Here is a 15,854-nt window from a genome sequence, read left to right on the forward strand (position 1 = left end):
GTTGCCGGCAAAGGCGGCGGCAAAGAGGCCTCTGAACGCAAGCGTGTCAGCCAGCCTCGATGAAGCGGATGATGGTCTCGCCGTAGTTGCGCTCGTCGAGCACGGAAAAGCCGGCGCCTGGCTCGAAGGGAACCGCCGCGGTCTCCTCGACCACGCAGAGTGCGCCGGGCCGCAGCCAGCCGCCGGCCTTGGCCGACTGCAGGGCGCGCTCGCCAAGGCCCTTGCCGTAGGGCGGATCGGCGAAGACGAGGCCGAACGGCGCCAGCGTGCCGGCCTCGCCAAGGGCGGTTGCGTCGCGGCGGAAGATCTTGGTGCGGCCGGTCAGCCCGAAGGCCTCGACATTGTCGCGGATCAGGCCGCGGCCTTCGGCCGATTCCTCGATGAACACGCCATAGGATGCCCCCCGCGACAGCGCTTCCAGGCCAAGCGCGCCGGTGCCGGCAAACAGGTCGAGCACGCGCGCGCCGTCCAACTGCTCGCCAAAGCGATGCGCCAGCACGTTGAAGACGGCCTCGCGGGTGCGGTCGGTCGTCGGACGGATGGCACTGCTGCGGGGCGTCGCCAGCGGACGCCCGCGAAACTCACCGCCAACGATTCTCATTTAAGTCCGGGTCTCATTTAAGTCCGGGTCTCATTTAAGTCCGGTCTCATTTCGTCCTGGGCCCCTTGGGACCGCCGCGCGGCCGCTCACCGCCACCGGCGCCGCCAGGACGCTCGCCACGCGGCTTGCCGAACGGTTTTGCGCCGCCCGGTTTGCCATAGGACGGCTTGAACGACGCCTTGCGCGCCTTGGCTTCGGCCGCCTTGGCAGCGTCGGCTTCAGCCCTGCCCTTGCCGATCGGCCGGGCACCCGGCGCCATCCAGACATTGGCCTTGCGCTGGCCGGGCGGCTCGATCGGCCGCTGCTCGCGCTCGGGCTTCTTGCCGCCAAAACCGCCACGAGGCTTGTCACCGAAGCCACCGCGCGGCTTGTCGCCAAAATTGCCGCGCGGCTTGTCGCCAAAGCCGCCGCGTTCGGGCCTCGGACCGCGTTCGCCAAAACTCTTTTCCGGTCTCTCGCCTCTGTCGGGGCTGGTCGACAGCTTGCCCAGCGCCTCGTCGCGGCTGCCTTCGCGGCGCTTGCGGTTCTTGATCAGACCGCCCTCGCCGATCGGCCGATGGTCGCCCTCGCGCATAATTTTCGGCCATTCGGCTTCTTCCTGGCGCGGTTCGGTGCGCCGCACCGGCTTGTTGGAAAACGGCTTTGTAATCTCGGCGTCGAAATTGGCGCCGGATTCCTCGACCAGGCGCTCGCCGAGCTGGTCGCGTAGCACGCGGCCCTTGATCTCCAGCACGTGACCTTCCGGAAGATCCTCAAGCTGGAAAGGCCCGTAGGAGATGCGGATCAGCCGCGTCACGTCGAGGCCGAGAGCGCCGAGGATGTTCTTGACCTCACGGTTCTTGCCTTCGCGCAGCCCGATCGTCAGCCAGGCATTGGAGCCCTGCTCGCGGTCGAGGCTGGCTTCGATCGCGCCATAGAAGACACCGTCGACGGCAATGCCCTCGCGCAGGCCGGCAAGCGCGCTTTCCTCGACCTTGCCGTGGACCCGCACGCGGTAACGGCGCAGCCAGCCGGTGGCCGGCAGTTCGAGCACGCGCGACAGGCCGCCATCATTGGTCAGCAGCAGCAGGCCTTCGGTGTTGATGTCGAGCCGGCCGATGGTCATCAGCCGCGGCAATTCGGCCGGCAGCACGTCGAAGACGGTCTTGCGGCCTTCCGGATCACGGTTGGTGGTGACGACGCCGGCCGGCTTGTGGAACAGGAACAGGCGCGTGCGCTCGATCGGCGGGATTTCCATGCCGTCGAGATGGATGATGTCACCGGGCATCACATTGAAGGCCGGCGAGGCCAGCACCCGGCCATTGACCTTGACGCGGCCGGCGGCGATCAGGTCCTCGGCATCGCGACGCGAGGCAAGACCGGCGCGCGCCAGGCGCTTGGCGATCCGTTCACCGGCTTCTTCTTCTGCCTCGGCGGGACGCGGGCGGGGCCTGAAGCCGCCGGATGCGCCTTGCGGACGATCGCCGAAGTCGCGCTTGGGACGATCGTTGAAATCGCGCTTGGGACGGTCGCCGAAATCGCGCTTGGGACGGTCGAAGCGCCTTTCGCCACCTTCCGCAGAAGCAGCCGGACGGTCGCCGCGTGGCGCGTAAGGCTTGCGCGGACCTTCGCGCTTCTCATAGTGCTTGCGCTCACCTTCGGCCGCCACAGGGCGATCGCCACGCGGGGCGTAGGGTTTGCGCGGACCTTCGCGCTTCTCGTAGGGCTTGCGCTCGCCTTCGGCCGCCACAGGGCGATCGCCACGCGGGGCGTAGGGCTTGCGCGGACCTTCGCGCTTCTCGTAGGGCTTGCGCTCGCCTTCGGCCGCCATCGGACGATCGCCGCGCGGCGCGTAAGGCTTGCGCGGACCTTCGCGCTTCTCATAGGGCTTGCCTTCGGGGCGCGGCCCCTTGCTGAACGGCTTGTCGCCGCTCTTGAAGTTGCGCTTCGGCCGCTCGCCCTCGGCGGCCATCGGACGATCGCCGCGCGGCGCGTAGGGTTTCTTGGCGCCGAAGGACGGCTTGCCACCGCCACGCGGGCCTGCGGGTTTCTTGCCCGGGCCTTTTTGGCGCGGAGATTTCTTGTCGTTGTCGTCCATGTGGCCTTTGTCCGTTTGCGCTGCTACAGCGTGGCGCATCCTTTCGGGCGCGCAACGAACGCTGTAGCACTTTTGATTTGGCGCATGATCATTTCCGAAAATCGAGTCCGATTTTCGAGGTTATGCGCTCAATAACAGGATCATCAGAGTTTGTCAGGGAAAAGTGGAGACCGGTTTTTCCGGAAAGACAAACGAAAACCAAAAGCCTGGAGCGGCGAGGACACAATGGGAATGGAAACCGCGTGAAGCGGCCGGATTTCATGGCCGTGGCGCTGAAAGAGGCCGAAGCAGCCGCCTTGCGCGGCGAAGTGCCGGTCGGCGCCGTCATCGCCAGCGGCGGCACTGTCGTCGCCAGTGCCGGCAACCGCACCCGCGAGCTTGCCGACCCTACGGCGCATGCCGAGATGCTGGCGATCCGCGAGGCCTGCGGCAAACTGGCGACCGAGCGGCTTACCGGCCACGATCTCTATGTGACGCTGGAACCCTGCGCCATGTGCGCCGGCGCCATTTCCTTCGCCAGGCTGCGCCGTCTCTATTTCGGCGCCGCCGACGAAAAGGGCGGCGCGGTGGTCAACGGCGTGCGCTTCTTCGCCTCACCGACCTGCCACCATGCGCCCGACATCTACCCGGGGATGGCCGAGACCGAAGCGGGCCTGCTGCTCAAGGGATTTTTCAGGGAACGTCGCGACTGAACCGGGCGCCGTGCCCGTCCACAATCGACGCAGCCGGCTGTTACAGGGACGGCAGCCAGTCGAACCAGCCGCCCTTCTTGCCTTCCGCCTCTTTCTTCAGGCGGCGTTCCTTCTTGTACTCGTCCTCGCCGAGTTCGTTCTGCGGCGCTTGATCGGACGCGACACGGTAGGCCAGTGGCGGCTCGCTCAGATATTTGCGGGTGTTAGGATTGCCCTGCTTGCCTTCGGCAAGGCGGCGCTGGATCTCGGCGGCGCGGCCCTTGTCGGAATCCGCGGGCGTCCAAGCCGGCGGGTGGCTGGAACCTGATTCGGCCATCGCCTTCTTGATCGCCTCGGGATCGGTCTGCACGTCGTCAACGATCTCCGACTGATAGTTCGGATCATCCTGGTGTGCCGTGGCGTCGGCGCGCAGGCGGGCGCGGCGCTGCTCGGGCGATTCAGGCCATTCGGCGCTCGCCGTCTGGATGCTGTTCTGCGGCACCGGCAGCGCTTCCTTCTGGCCAGGTGCCGGCTTCACCAGCGTCGGGCGCGGCTTGTAGTCGATCGGGTCCTTGCGCTTCGGCGCGAAGGAAACGGCGCCGGTGAGATCGCCGGCCAGCTGTTCGGCGGCAGTCTTGTCGGTTCCATAGGTCGGAGAGCCCATGCAGCCGGACAAAGCGAGGCCCGATGCGACAAGCGGCGCCAAAAGCGCAAGGCGCGCTTTATATCTCTCGGTCATGCCAAAAAGTCCCACTCTAGACAGCCTTTCGATTGCCACCGGCCTTGTGTCCGGTCCCCATCGTCCAAGCACTTGCGACGGAAATCCGGCGACAATTTGTCTTCCGGAGTTTCGCGTGTTTACCTCAACCACTCATTAAGGGCAACGCGCGGGCGGATCAGCACCGCCCGGCGTGGTATTTGTGCACCGATATGCTGGGCATTCTGGCCGCGCATGCCGTGATCCCAAAAGCCGCCATGCACTTTTGGGTAACATGCATCAGAGCCGGCCGAGCGCCTTCAGCTCACGCAGCACGGCGGCATCGCGCGCCGAGACATCGGGAAATTCCGTGTCCTGCCCGACATCGGCCGTGTAGCGCCAGGAGCGCGCGCATTTGACCAGGCCGCGATCCTCGGCCTTCTCGACCACCACGGCGACGCCCTTGACGTCGTCCAGGGTGAAGGCGCTTTGCGGCGCCTGGCCATGAGCAATGACGAGATCGCTGGTGATCGCCATCTCGGCCATGTCGACATCCGATATCGCCGCCTCGAGCGCCGCGTCGTTGATCGTGACCACCGGTACCGCCTCCAGCGAGGAGCCGATCACCTTCTGGGCACGCGCGATCTCGAGCGCGCCGGTGACGACGCGGCGCACCTGCCTGACCTTGCGCCATTTCTCCGCCAGGGCCTCGTTCTTCCAATCCGCCGAGATTTCCGGGAACTGGTCGAGGTGCACCGAGACCGCATCGGGATGACGGTCGAGCCAAGCCTCCTCCATGGTGAAGGGCAGCATCGGCGCCAGCCATTTCACCAGGCAGTCGAAGAGATGACGCACCACCTGCACGGAGGCCTTGCGCTTCGCGCTCGACGGCGCGTCGCAATAGAGCGCGTCCTTGCGGATGTCGAAATAGAAGGCCGACAGCTCGACCACCATGAAATCGATGAGCGCGCGGGTGATGCGCTTGAACTCGAACGCGTCGTAGCCCTGGCGCACCACCTCGTCGAGTTCGGACAGCCGGTGCAGCATCAGCCGCTCCAGCTCCGGCATCGCTTCCAGCGGCACCTCCTCGCCATCGTCATGGGCGAGCGTGCCCAGCATCCAGCGGACCGTGTTGCGCAGCTTGCGGTAGGCGTCGATGTTGGTCTGCAGCACGTTCTTGCCGAGCCGCTGGTCTTCCCAATAATCCGTCGTCACCACCCAGAGCCGCAGGATATCGGCGCCGGACTGCTTGATCACGTCCTGCGGCACGACGGTGTTGCCGAGCGATTTCGACATCTTGCGCCCGTCCTCGTCCATGGTGAAGCCATGGGTGACCACCGTGTCGTAGGGCGCCCTGCCCCTGGTGCCGCAGCTTTCGAGCAACGAGGAATGAAACCAGCCGCGATGCTGGTCGGAACCTTCGAGATAGACATCGGCCGGCCATTTCAGGTCGGGACGGTCCTCGAGCGTGAAGACATGCGTCGAACCCGAATCGAACCAGACGTCGAGGATGTCCATCACCTGCCGCCACCGGGAGGCGTCGTGATTGCCGAGGAAGCGTTCCTTGGCGCCAGCCGCGAACCAGGCGTCGGCGCCTTCCGTCTCGAAGGCGTCCATGATGCGCTGGTTGACGGCCTCGTCCTTGAGCACATTGCCGTCCTCGTCGGCGAAAACGGCGATCGGCACGCCCCAGGCACGCTGACGCGACAGCACCCAGTCGGGCCGTTCCTCGATCATGGCGCGGATGCGGTTCTGGCCTGCCGCCGGCACGAAACGGGTGTCGTCGATCGCCTTCAGCGCGCGGCTGCGCAGCGTCGTGCCGTCGCCGAGGTCCTTGTCCATGTAGATGAACCACTGCGGCGTGTTGCGGAAGATGATCGGCTTCTTCGACCGCCAGGAATGCGGATAGGAGTGCTTCAGACGACCGCGCGCGAACAGCGCGTTGCGCTTGATCAGCTCGTCGATGACCGCCTGGTTGGCGTTCCCCTTCTTGCCGTTGTCGTCGATGACGCGCGGGGGCCCGCCCTCGCGGTCCGGGCCGAAGCCCGGCGCGTCCCTGGTGAAGAAGCCGCCATCGTCGACCGTGAACGGGATCGCGGTGTCGACACCGCGCGCGCGCAGGTCGGCAGCGGAATCCATCCAGGCATCGAAATCCTCGCGGCCGTGGCCGGGCGCGGTGTGGACGAAGCCGGTGCCCGCATCGTCGGTGACATGGTCGCCGGCGAGCATCGGAACGGCAAATTCGTAGCCGCCGCCAAGACCCTTGAACGGATGCGAAAGCGTAAGACTTCCAAGCTGTTCGGCCGAAACGCTGTGAAGGCGATTCAAGGTGACCTTGGCCTTGGCCGCGCAATCTTCCGCCAGAGCATCGGCAAAGATCAGCTTCTCGCCCGGCTGCGGCCCGAAGGCATTCTCGGCCGCGGTGACCTCGTAAAGACCATAGCCGATGCGCGGCGAATAGCTGACGGCGCGGTTGCCGGGGATGGTCCAGGGCGTCGTCGTCCAGATGACGACATGAGCTTCCAGCAGATCCAGCGACGTCTCGGTCAGCTTCGCCGGCTCTTCGGCATTGGCGACCTCCCGGGCAAGGCTGACGACCGGGAATTTCACCCAGATCGTGTCGCTCTCATAGTCCTGGTACTCGATCTCGGCCTCGGCCAGCGCCGTGCGCTCGACGACGCTCCACATCACCGGCTTTGAGCCGCGATAGAGCTGGCCCGACATGGCGAATTTCAACAATTCGCCGGCGATGCGCGCCTCGGCGTGGAAAGCCATCGTCGTATAGGGGTTCTTGAAGTCGCCGATGACGCCGAGGCGCTGGAACTCGCCGCCCTGCACGGAGATCCAGTGCGCGGCGAATTCACGGCATTCCTTTCGGAACTCGTTGACCGGCACCTCGTCCTTGTTCTTGCCCTTGGCGCGGTACTGCTCCTCGATCTTCCATTCGATCGGCAGGCCGTGGCAATCCCAGCCGGGCACGTAGTTGGAATCATAGCCGCGCATCTGGAACGAACGGGTGATGACGTCCTTGAGGATCTTGTTCAGCGCATGGCCGATGTGGATGTTGCCGTTGGCGTAGGGCGGGCCGTCATGCAGCACGTATTTTTCGCGGCCGGCGGCTTCCTCGCGCAGCTTGCGGTAGAGGTCCATATCCTGCCAGCGCTTGACCAGCACCGGCTCTTTCTCGGGCAAGCCGGCGCGCATCGGGAAATCCGTCTGCGGCAGGTAGAGCGTCTTGGAATAGTCGATCGTTTCAACAGTGTCGGTCATTGATCTGCCATCTGCATAGCCCGTCGGCACAAAAGCCGGGGCGTTGAAGTCTTTGGTTGACGCATACCGTTTCCCAAAACCGGACCCACTTTTGGGCGATATGCATTGATGTTCTGGAAAAAGCGCGAGGGCGCGCGCGAAACTCCCGGCGGTTCCGGCGGCGCTCAGGCCGCCCGGAACACCGGGCCTGTAATTCGTATCGCGATCGCGAAAACGCGCAAAAAGCTGCTCATGGCTGGGCTTTTAGCCGAAGCCGCGGCAGGAATAAAGCGTCTCGTTCGATTCGCCTACATCGAAAAGTCGAAGCGATAGGTGGTCGACACGCCGACCATGAACTGGTTGCGGTCGCCACGTTCCCTGACCAGGCTGGAATCGGCTGCCGGACCCTCCAGGCGCGAATACTCTCCGAACAGGCTGGCGGTCATCGGATCGGTCACTTTCCAGGTCACCGCGCCGCCGAGGCCGACAGACTTCAGCCCGCCGCCGGGATTGTACCGGCTCAGGCCCGATGCCACGGCCTCCTGCGCATCGACGCCATAGTAGGCGTCGAAATAATTGGCCGAGGCAAAAGACACACGCGGTCCACCCGAAATCCTGACGGTCGGCGTCACGTCGTAGAAGGCGTCGGCGGCGATATCGGCGACAAAGCCGTTGTGAGCGCGGATGCCGTGGCGCAGTTCAGCGCGAGCGCGCAACCAGTCCGTCGGGTAGAATTCGAAGAAGCCACCGACTTCGCCACCCCAGCGAACAGGATCGAGACCCTTCAGCTCGTCGGCATTGCTGTCGTCGCGCGAGAACAGGAACTTGCCGGTCAGACCGGCGCGAACGCTGCCATCGTCGACAAGCGCCAACGAAATGTTGTCGTTGCGGGAGGTGAAGCGAGCCGCCGGACCGGCCTTGCCCAGCGAAATGATCGGCGAGGCACTGAGCAGGTACTGCCTGCCGCCCTCGAAATTGGGCGCCACCATGCCGGTGGCGCCGACCGTCAGGTACCAGTCGCCGGACAGCCAGCCGAAAGCGCCCTCGCCGGCCTCGGCGGCGCCTGAGGTAGCCAGCATGACGGTTGCCAAGGCTGCAGAAATCTTCCCGACCGGACTCATGGCAACTCCACTAACACGATACAACTGTCCTTCGGCGACAGCATTGAAGAGGTTTTGGTAAAATTTGATTTAAGGACGAGACATCGGGCTCGTATTGCCTGCACCATCCAGTCCGCCATCGGCTGGACGCGGATCGGCGCCAGGAATAACTTTGTTGCATGCTGGCGGTCCTCAATGGAGGTGGCGACATGACCCTGCACGGCGATACACTGAAGAACGCGATCGGCCAGACGCGAGACAAGTGGGGATGGTTCGTCGGTCTGGGCGTGCTGCTGCTGATCCTCGGCGGCATCGCCTTCGGCAATCTGTTCATCGCCACGGTGGCTTCCGTCTATGTCGTCGGCTGGCTGATGCTGGTGGCCGGCATCATCGAGATCATGCATGCGTTCGGCGTCAAGACCTGGGGCCGCTTCTTCTACTGGCTGCTCAGCGGACTGCTTTACGCTGTCGCCGGATTTTTCGCCTTCGACAATCCATTGCTCGCCTCGGCGGTGCTGACCTTCCTGCTGGCCGTTGCGCTTGTCGCTTCCGGCGCGCTCAGGGCCTGGGTCGGCTATAGTCACCGCCCGGAACGCGGCTGGGGCTGGATCGTCGCGGCAGGCGTCATCAGCGTGCTCGCCGGCCTGATCATCGCCATGGGCTGGCCGGTCAACAGCCTGTGGGTGCTCGGACTGTTCCTGGCGATCGACCTGATTTTTCAGGGCTGGACCTTCATCGCGGTCGGGCTTGCCTTGAAGAAGTAGATGATCAGGCGAGGTTGAGCAGCGTCACCGAGATCAGCGCGAATGCAATTCCAATATATTGCAGCGACGATACCTCTTCCTTGAAGACGACCGCACCGACCAGCACGGCGCCGGCGACCACGATGGTGTTGACCAGAGCCCCGGTCACGGCAAGATCCAGTCGTGTGTTGATGAAGGCAAAGGCCCAGTAGGAGAGCGGCGACAGCAGCATGACATATGCCAGGCTGCGACCGCTGCCGGTCTTGCCCCAATGCGCGCTCAGCCCATCGCAGAGTATGAACAAGCCTGCGCAGACGATCACCACGCCCCAGACGAACAGGTCGATTTTCATCAACGAGTGTTGGACGCCCCGCCAACCGACTTCGATGAATTGTTTCACAGTCGTTGGCGTATTCCCGCGATTTCAGCCAAGGACCGTCAGAAAGCGATCGCGCTGTCCAGCTCCGAAAGCGGTTTGACGCCGGCCAGCAGCGCCTTTGCCTCGGCTTCATCGCGCTTCATCTGCACGACCAGCGCATCGAGCCCGTCGAATTTTATCTCGCTGCGCAGGAAGCCGAAGAACGACACTTGGCAAATCTCGCTATAAAGGTCGCCTGAGAAATCGAAGACGAAGGTTTCCAGCAGCGGTGCGCCATTGTCGTCGACTGTCGGACGGCGGCCGAAACTGGCGACGCCGTCGTGCAGCGTGCCGTCGGCGCGCCGAAAGCGGACGGCATAGATCCCTTGCTTGAGGGCGGCTTCCGCGGGAAGCCGCATGTTCGCCGTCGGAAAACCGAGCGTTCGCCCGAGCTGCTGGCCACCGACGACCTCGCTTTCCACCGTGAAGCGGTAGCCGAGCAGGCCGGCGGCCTCGGCTACCTCGCCATCGCAGAGCAAAGCGCGGATGCGGCTCGACGAGACCACCTCGGCGCCCTCGTCCCGGAAGGCGTCGACAAGCGTGACGCCGAAGCCATGGCGCTCGCCGGCCGCCATGAGATAGGCCGGACCGCCCTGGCGGTCCTTGCCGAAATGGAAATCGAAACCGGTCACGGCATGCGTGATGCCGAGCGTCCTTTCCAGCACATCGGTGACGAACGCTTCCGCCGACAGCGAGGCGAAGTCGCGCGTGAACGGCTGCTCGACCAACGCGGCAAAGCCCAGCAACGACAGGAGCCGCGCCTTCATCGGCGGCGGCGTCAGCACGAACAACGGCATGTCGGGCCTGAAGATCGTTCGCGGGTGCGGCTCGAAGGTCAGCACCAGGGCCGGCACGCCGCGCCGCACGGCTTCGGCCAACGCCCGTTCGAGCACCGCCTGATGGCCACGGTGGACGCCGTCGAAATTGCCGATCGCGACAACGCCGCCCCTCAGGTCGGCGGGCAGCGGCATGGTCGCCGAGAGATGCTGAAAGGCTTCCATTGCCACCTACCGCAGTCTGGCTATGACGGCCACCGGGCGATAGCCGTGTCGTTCCAGGAAGAGGCCGAGCCTTGCCGGATCCGGCTGCAAGGCATCGCCATAGTCGCGGGCGTGAATGCCGCCGGAGACATAGAGAACGTCGAAACCATTGTCGGCCGCGCCCTTCACATCGGTCATCATGCCGTCGCCGATGGCCAATACCTGCGAACGCTCGAGCGGTCGGCCAAGAGCCTCGGCCGCTTCCTTCATCGCGACCATGTAGATCGGCGCGTAGGGTTTGCCGGCGATCAGTGTGCGGCCGCCGAGCTGCGCATACTCGCGCGCCAAGGCGCCGGCGCACCAGATGATCCGTTCGCCACGCTCCACCATGATATCGGGGTTGGCGCAGATGAACGGCAGGTTCCTGGCACGCAAACGGCGCAGCAGTTCGGCATAGTCCTCGGGCTTTTCGACCTCATCGTCGAACAGCCCGGTGCAAACGACGCCGGTGGCCTCGAATTCCTCGACGAGTTCGACATCGAGGCCGTCATAGAGGTTCAGATCGCGGTCGGCGCCGATATGGAAGACTTTGCGCGGACCTTCCGCGATCAGGTCGCGGGTCACGTCGCCCGAGGTCACCACACGGTCATAGGCTGACGGCGGAACGCCGATCGCGCTCATTTGAGCCACGACATCGGCGCTGCGGCGAGGCGAATTGGTGATGAGGACAACGGGAATACCAGCCGCCCTTGCCGCCGCCAACGCGGCCGCAGCTGCCGGAAAATGCCATTCGCCGTTGTGCACCACGCCCCAGACATCGCAAAGAATTGCCGAATAGGCTTTCGACACGTCTTCGAGCGAGCCGACGATTTCAGGCGAATCCGCCATGTCGTTCCCTTCAATATGATCCATTGCGAGCGCCGCGGCCGACGGTTCGCCGCGACCGGTCCGAATTATCCGAACCGGCCCATGCTGTCACCAGCTTTCGCCCGGGTGTCGCATGGAGATCGCGCAGAGGGCCGGCAGTCCGCCGATGGGTGCTCCATTCGGCGGCGGAAACCATCACCAGATGGTTTGGTTAACGAGCTTTGAAAGCGAGGCTCGACCTTGGATATATTCCGGCAACCTGAAATTTAACGATTTATGACACAGTCACCACCAATTTGATTTGGCGGGGGGTGGATAAAGGCATGATCCGGAAATTTGCAAATGATCGGCGCGGCAATTATGCGCTGATGACCGTCCTTGCCATGGTGCCGCTCATGGGTGCCCTGGCGATCGGCATCGACTATACCGAAATGGTGCGCGAGCGGCAAAACGCCCTGAACGCACTGGATGCCGCGGGCATCGCCACCGCCCAGCAGATCGTTGCCGGCGCCACCGACGCCGAAGCCATAGCCTATGCCAAGAATTTCTTCGAGGCCAATCTCGCGCATATCGATCCGGCCAACACCACGCTGGCCGTGACGCTGCCCAACAACAACACCGGCGGCGGAACACTGAAGCTATGCGGCACGCTGACCTACAAGCCCTACTTCCTGCCGACAGCGAAGATATTGGCGGGCGGCACCAACGGCAACGCCACCACGATGGCCTTCAACACATGTTCGGAAGTGCGCCTCAAGAACACGCTGGAAGTGTCGCTGGTGCTCGACAATTCCGGCTCGATGAAGGAACTCGGCAAGGGTTCCAACAAGGTGCGGTTCGACCTGCTCAAGGACGCCGCCAAGCAGTTGGTCGACCAATTGGCCGGCCAGGCCCAGTTGATGAAGCAGGTCAGCAAGCCGGTCCAATTCAGCCTCGTCCCCTTCGCCGCCTCGGTGAATGTCGATCCGGGCAATGCCTCTGCGGCATGGATGGACACCACCGGCATCTCGCCGATCCATCATGAGAATTTCGACTGGACGAGCATGAGTTCGTCCTACTCGTCCACCAAATATGCCCAGAACATCGCCGGCGTCTGGTACGCCAAGGGCACTGGATGGGACGCTACCCAGAAAGACCTGCCGCTGACCCGCTTCTCCATCTACAACCAGATGAAGCGCGTCGTGACGGCGAGTTCCACGAGCACGACATGTACCTGGAGAGGCTGCACGACGACGACGACACCGGCAACATATGGCAGTGTCGCGTCTTGGGGAGGGTGTGTCGAATCCCGGCCCTATCCGTATAATATCAATGACACTCCCGCAGCGACCGGAACACCTGCAACGCTTTTCGTGCCGATGTTCGCGCCCGATGAAACCGACCTCACCGACAGCAATAGCCGCCCCGCCAACAACAATTGGCGTACCGACGTCACGTCGAACAGCAGCAGCGCCATACGCCAGCGCTTCATGCCGAAGTATTTCGCCGATCCGGGCTCCACCACGGTTACACCCAGCTACGGCATGGACGCCGGCCCGAACACGAGCTGCAGCACCACGCCGATCAAACCGTTGACCGATGTCTCCACGACAGCCGGCGCGAGCGCGGTCAAGACAGCCATCGATGCCATGGCCGCGGACGGCGCCACCAATGTGCCGGAAGGCATGGCCTGGGGCTGGAGGACGCTTTCCAGCACGGCTCCCTTCACCGAGGGCCGACCCGAGACCGAAAGAGGCAATGACAAGGTGCTGATCGTTCTGACCGACGGCGCCAACACCTACTACACACCGGATTCAGTCATTGCGCAGACCTATTCCGGCACCAACTACAACTATGGCGCCAATGACCTCGCCGGTAACAAGGCGATCTATTCCGCGCTGGGATATGTGACGCCTTACAGCAATGGCTACAGCTATGGCCGCATGTTCCTGGGGACCAGCAGCAGCGTCATCAAGAGCGACTACTCCAACGCCAACTACACGAAGGCGATGAATGAGCATTTCACCACGCTCTGCAACAATGCAAAGGCCGCCAACGTCATGGTCATGACCATCGCGCTCGACCTGGATGCCACCAATACCGCGGAAAAAACGCAGATGGATGCGCTGAAGGCCTGCTCTTCGGATTCCCGCTTCAGCAAGGACCCGACGGACCCCAGCAAGCCGATGAAACTGTTCTGGAATTCGACCGGGGCAACGCTGTCCAACGATTTCAAGGCGATCGGCAACGAGCTGTCCAACCTGCGCATCGTCAGCTGATCGGCGGGTTTGCCCTTATGAACGCCCTGCCCCGGCAGGGCGTTTTGCTTTTGAACGGGATCGGGGCCGCAGGCTCTGGATTGGTTAGCGGTTGGTGAAGTGCCAACCAAGCAATAGAGCGGTTTCCCAAACCCGTCCTTCAGCGTTTTGTGAAAAGCTGGCGCCAATCGAGAATCCGCCGGCGGGGGCCGCTGCAAGACATGCATGAAATCTGGCGTCAGTTCCGCCGCGACAGGCGCGGCAACTATGCTCTCATGACAGCCGTGGCGATGATACCGCTGATGGGCGGCCTGGCGCTCGCGATCGACTTCACGGAAATGAACCGCGAAAAGCAGATGGTGACGAACGCGCTCGACGCCGCCAATTTCGCCACGGCACGCCGGCTGACGGAAGGCGCGACCGACGACCAGTTGAGAGCCTATGCGCTCGACTTCTTCAATGCCAACCTGAACGATCTCAATCCCGCCAACGCGACGCTCAATGTCACCTTGCCCAGCAACACCGCAGGCGGCGGCTTGCTCAAGATGACCGCCCGGCTGAACTACAAGCCCTATTTCTATCCTGCCTTCGCCCAGCTCGTCGGCAAATCCGCAACCGATGCGAACCAGAGCATCAGCTTCGACGTCACCTCCCAGGTGCGGCTGAAGAACACGCTGGAAGTTGCCCTGGTGCTCGACAATTCCGGATCGATGACCACGCTCGGCACGGGCTCGGGCCAAAAACGCATCGACCTTCTCAAGACCGCGTCCAAGCAGTTGGTCGACACGCTTGCCCAGCAGGCGGTCATGATCAAGCAGGTCGACAGACCGGTGCAATTCGGCCTCGTGCCGTTCGCTGCCTCGGTGAATGTCGGCCCTGGCAACGGCAACGCATCGTGGATGGACACCGAGGGCCTGTCCCCGGTGTCGAACGAGAATTTCGACTGGTCGACGCTGAACGCCGCCGACAAATACGCCCAGAAGACCAATGGGATCTGGTACAAGCGCGGCGCCGGCTGGGGCAGCGAGGAGGGCCAGATGCTGACCCGGTTTTCGCTCTACCGCGACATGCAGGTGGTCACCAACCACGAGCGTGTCGTCAACAGCAAGCGCGTGGTGTGCGACGAATATTATTCGAACAACACCTGCAAACGCAGCCACAACGAGTACGACTACGTCGATACCTATGGCCCGTTCGCCAGTTGGCAGGGCTGCGTCGAAGCCCGGCCCTACCCCTATAATGTCAACGACGCCCCGCCGTCCGGCGGCTCGGCCAACACCGGCATCGGCGTCGGCGATCCGGCAACGATGTTCGTGCCGATGTTCGCCCCGGACGAACCCGGCAATCACTGGAAGCTCACCCAGGATCCCGACGAGGCCGCCCCGGTGACCTATGGTGCGGTGAACAGCTGGTGGAATGACGATCCTTCAAGCACCAGCGGCCAATCACGGCTGCGCAACATGGCGAAGTATTTCCAGCCGCGGCCGATCAATGCGCCAGCGTTGCCCACCGGCAACGGCCCGAACTACAGCTGCACCACCAATGCGATCACGCCTTTGACCGATGTCAGCGTCACCGATGGAGCCACCGCGATCAAGGCCGCGATCGACCTGATGCAGCCGAATGGCGGCACCAATGTTCCCGAAGGCATGGCGTGGGGCTGGCGGGTGGTTTCGAGCGGCGAGCCGTTCACGCAAGGGCGCCTGGAGACGGAAAAGGGCAACGACAAGGTGGTGATCGTTTTGACCGACGGCGCCAACACCTACTATACGCCGTCCTCGCTGAGTTATTCAGATCCCGCCGACTCGAAATCGACCTATGCGTCCTACGGCTATCTCAACCCCGGTTACAACGGCACCTCGGTCGGGCGGATGTTCATGGGCACATCGACCGCCATCGGTCAGTTCGACTATTCGAACGGCAACTACACGAACGCACTCAACGAGCAGATGGCGACGCTTTGCAACAACGCCAAGGCGGCCAACATCATGGTGATGACGGTGGCGCTCGACCTGTCGACGACCAAGGCCAGCGACAAGCTGGCGATCGATGCGCTGAAATCCTGCTCGTCGGAGTCGCGCTTCCGAAAGGACCCGACCGATCCGAGCAAGCCGGCGAAGCTGTTCTGGAATGCTACCGGGGCCAGCCTGTCGAACGATTTCAAGGAAATCGGCAACGAACTGTCGAACCTGCGGGTGGTCGGCTAAAGCTTCC

The 15,854-nt window shown here is 63.4% G+C and carries 13 protein-coding genes; 5 read left to right on the plus strand and 8 right to left on the minus strand.

Annotation, left to right across the window (positions count from 1 at the left end; all coding sequences use genetic code 11):
• Positions 1 to 46: 46 nt before the first annotated feature.
• Positions 47 to 601 (minus strand): 16S rRNA (guanine(966)-N(2))-methyltransferase RsmD, encoded by a 555-nt coding sequence (rsmD, locus tag FJ978_RS08185; protein WP_140571595.1) that lies wholly within the window; start codon positions 599 to 601, stop codon positions 47 to 49.
• A gap of 46 nt (positions 602 to 647) precedes the next feature.
• Positions 648 to 2,678, minus strand: a complete 2,031-nt coding sequence (locus FJ978_RS08190; RefSeq protein WP_140571597.1) for a pseudouridine synthase — start codon at positions 2,676 to 2,678, stop codon at positions 648 to 650.
• Positions 2,679 to 2,920: 242 nt separating this feature from the next.
• On the opposite strand from FJ978_RS08190, the gene FJ978_RS08195 reads away from it, so the two are divergent.
• Positions 2,921 to 3,370 (plus strand): nucleoside deaminase, encoded by a 450-nt coding sequence (locus tag FJ978_RS08195; RefSeq protein ID WP_013896124.1) that lies wholly within the window; start codon positions 2,921 to 2,923, stop codon positions 3,368 to 3,370.
• 40 nt (positions 3,371 to 3,410) lie between these two features.
• Here the strand turns inward: FJ978_RS08195 and FJ978_RS08200 are convergent, their stop codons facing one another.
• Positions 3,411 to 4,088 (minus strand): hypothetical protein, encoded by a 678-nt coding sequence (locus FJ978_RS08200; RefSeq protein WP_140571599.1) that lies wholly within the window; start codon positions 4,086 to 4,088, stop codon positions 3,411 to 3,413.
• A 258-nt stretch (positions 4,089 to 4,346) separates the two neighbouring features.
• Positions 4,347 to 7,316 (minus strand): isoleucine--tRNA ligase, encoded by a 2,970-nt coding sequence (gene ileS, locus FJ978_RS08205; RefSeq protein ID WP_140571601.1) that lies wholly within the window; start codon positions 7,314 to 7,316, stop codon positions 4,347 to 4,349.
• Positions 7,317 to 7,424: 108 nt separating this feature from the next.
• Between ileS and FJ978_RS08210 the strand changes: the two genes are divergently transcribed.
• Positions 7,425 to 7,628 carry a hypothetical protein gene (locus FJ978_RS08210; protein ID WP_140571602.1) on the plus strand — a complete coding sequence of 68 codons (204 nt, stop codon included), beginning with the start codon at positions 7,425 to 7,427 and terminating at the stop codon, positions 7,626 to 7,628.
• Here FJ978_RS08210 and FJ978_RS08215 read toward each other — a convergent pair.
• Entirely contained in the window at positions 7,604 to 8,374 is a 771-nt protein-coding gene (locus tag FJ978_RS08215; RefSeq protein WP_246678087.1) for a MipA/OmpV family protein, read from the minus strand. The two genes, FJ978_RS08210 and FJ978_RS08215, sit on opposite strands and share 25 nt — an antisense overlap.
• A 230-nt stretch (positions 8,375 to 8,604) precedes the next feature.
• On the opposite strand from FJ978_RS08215, the gene FJ978_RS08220 reads away from it, so the two are divergent.
• Complete coding sequence (locus FJ978_RS08220) at positions 8,605 to 9,159, plus strand: HdeD family acid-resistance protein (protein WP_013896128.1); 555 nt, start codon at positions 8,605 to 8,607, stop codon at positions 9,157 to 9,159.
• A 4-nt stretch (positions 9,160 to 9,163) separates the two neighbouring features.
• On the opposite strand, the gene FJ978_RS08225 is transcribed toward FJ978_RS08220, so the two are convergent.
• The 3 genes from FJ978_RS08225 to FJ978_RS08235 form a co-directional block, all read right to left on the minus strand.
• A complete protein-coding gene (locus FJ978_RS08225) occupies positions 9,164 to 9,490 on the minus strand; it encodes a hypothetical protein (RefSeq protein ID WP_049802475.1) in 327 nt (108 codons plus the stop codon).
• Positions 9,491 to 9,576: 86 nt separating this feature from the next.
• Positions 9,577 to 10,557: a bifunctional riboflavin kinase/FAD synthetase gene (locus FJ978_RS08230; protein WP_140571608.1), complete on the minus strand. Its 981-nt coding sequence runs from the start codon at positions 10,555 to 10,557 to the stop codon at positions 9,577 to 9,579.
• 6 nt (positions 10,558 to 10,563) lie between these two features.
• Positions 10,564 to 11,424, minus strand: a complete 861-nt coding sequence (locus FJ978_RS08235; RefSeq protein ID WP_181176723.1) for a TIGR01459 family HAD-type hydrolase — start codon at positions 11,422 to 11,424, stop codon at positions 10,564 to 10,566.
• Positions 11,425 to 11,726: 302 nt separating this feature from the next.
• On the opposite strand from FJ978_RS08235, the gene FJ978_RS08240 reads away from it, so the two are divergent.
• Both FJ978_RS08240 and FJ978_RS08245 read left to right on the plus strand, forming a co-directional pair.
• On the plus strand, positions 11,727 to 13,661 hold the full coding sequence (locus tag FJ978_RS08240; RefSeq protein ID WP_140571611.1) for a TadE/TadG family type IV pilus assembly protein: 1,935 nt from the start codon (positions 11,727 to 11,729) through the stop codon (positions 13,659 to 13,661).
• Positions 13,662 to 13,861: 200 nt separating this feature from the next.
• Complete coding sequence (locus tag FJ978_RS08245) at positions 13,862 to 15,847, plus strand: TadE/TadG family type IV pilus assembly protein (RefSeq protein ID WP_181176711.1); 1,986 nt, start codon at positions 13,862 to 13,864, stop codon at positions 15,845 to 15,847.
• Positions 15,848 to 15,854: the final 7 nt, after the last annotated feature.

Source organism: Mesorhizobium sp. B1-1-7 (genome assembly GCF_006442705.1).
Classification (GTDB): Bacteria; Pseudomonadota; Alphaproteobacteria; order Rhizobiales; family Rhizobiaceae; genus Mesorhizobium; species Mesorhizobium opportunistum.